The 1,296-nt window shown below is 72.3% G+C and carries 1 protein-coding gene; it reads right to left on the reverse strand.

Features of this window, described 5'->3' with window-relative positions; all coding sequences use genetic code 11:
* Nucleotides 1-227: 227 nt before the first annotated feature.
* Nucleotides 228-1,142, reverse strand: coding sequence for a helix-hairpin-helix domain-containing protein (locus LHA35_RS28265; RefSeq protein ID WP_226615156.1), 915 nt, complete (start codon nucleotides 1,140-1,142; stop codon nucleotides 228-230).
* Nucleotides 1,143-1,296 lie beyond the last annotated feature (154 nt).

Here is a 1,296-nt window from a genome sequence, read left to right on the forward strand (position 1 = left end):
GTCCAGCACCAGCCGGACTGCCCGCTCCCGCACCTCCGGCGAGTAGCTCGCCGCCGTCTTCTTCGTCATGGCTCTATCCTCTCAAGAGATAGTGCCTCCGGAAAAGCCGGTGCGGTTCAGGGTCAGGCACCGGACGTACTGACGGGCCTCATCCATCTGGCGTCATCCGCTGGAGGTCAGGTCCCGACCAGACGCTGGAAGCCACAAGGGTGGGGCGCGCCTCTACTTCAGCGGAAATCCCGACTCCGGCCCATGTTCGGCGCCGCGGCACCCGCCCTATCGCGCGAGCTCCGCAGCAGGTCGGTCCGGTCGGTCAGCCGCCGGGCAATGACATGGGTGATCGGCACCTCGGCGTGCTCGGTCTGCCGTTCCACCCGGCCCTCGACGACGAGGAGCCGGGCACCGATGAGGGCGGCGCGGTCGCGCTCGCCAACCTGGGCATAGACCACGATGTTGGCTTGGCCGTGCTCGTCCTCGACGGTGACGAAGACCACGCCCTTGGCCGTGCCTGGCCGCTGGCGGATCAGCACCAGCCCGGGCAGGCGGATCCAGGCGCCCTGGCGCATGCTGGCCAGATGCTGGGTGTCGTGCAGGCCGAGCCGGTCCAGTTCGGGCCGCAGCAGGGCCAGCGGGTGGGCCCGCAGGGTGAGGCCGGCCGCAGCATAGTCCTCCGCCACCGCCTCTCCCTCGTCTTCGGTCGGCAGCGCTGGCATGGCCTCCGCGGCCAGCGGCGGGTCGCCGGCTGAGGCCCGGAACAGCGGCAGGTCGTCGCCCCTGCACTGGTCGATGGCGGCGGCCTCCCACAGCGCCGCCCGGCGGGGCGCGCTGAGCCCGGCCAGCGCGTCGGCCGCGGCCAGCGCATCCAGCGCCGGGCGACCCAGCCCGGCGCGGCGCGCCGCCTCCTCGACCGAGCCGAAGGGGGCGCCATTGCCGGCCCGCCGGGCCTTGGCGACCGCCCTGCCCTCCTCCGTCCCAAGGCCGGCGACCAGGCGCAGCCCGAGGCGGAGCGCCAAGCCTCCGGCGCTGCCCCTGTCTGGCTCGAGCGAGCAGTCCCAGTCGCTGGCGTTCACGTCGGCGGGCCGCACCACCACCCCGTGCTCGCGGGCATCGCGCACGATCTGCGCCGGGGCGTAGAAGCCCATGGGCTGGCTGTTCAGCAGCGCCGCCGCGAAGACGCTAGACCTTTATTGCCCTGACTGTGCATAGCCGCAGTGTTGGAAGTAGGCGGCGCACTCGCTCGGACTGAAGCGGTCGAGGAGACTGCCGATGGTATCCCAGAGGGTGCCGACGGTCCTG

It is taken from the genome of Roseicella aerolata (genome assembly GCF_020523605.1).
Lineage (GTDB): Bacteria > Pseudomonadota > Alphaproteobacteria > Acetobacterales > Acetobacteraceae > Paracraurococcus > Paracraurococcus aerolatus.

Excerpts from the sequence above, each read along its gene's own strand:
- LHA35_RS28265 (WP_226615156.1), bottom strand. The coding sequence starts at position 1,142 with ATGGGCTTCTACGCCCCGGCGCAGATCGTGCGCGATGCCCGCGAGCAC.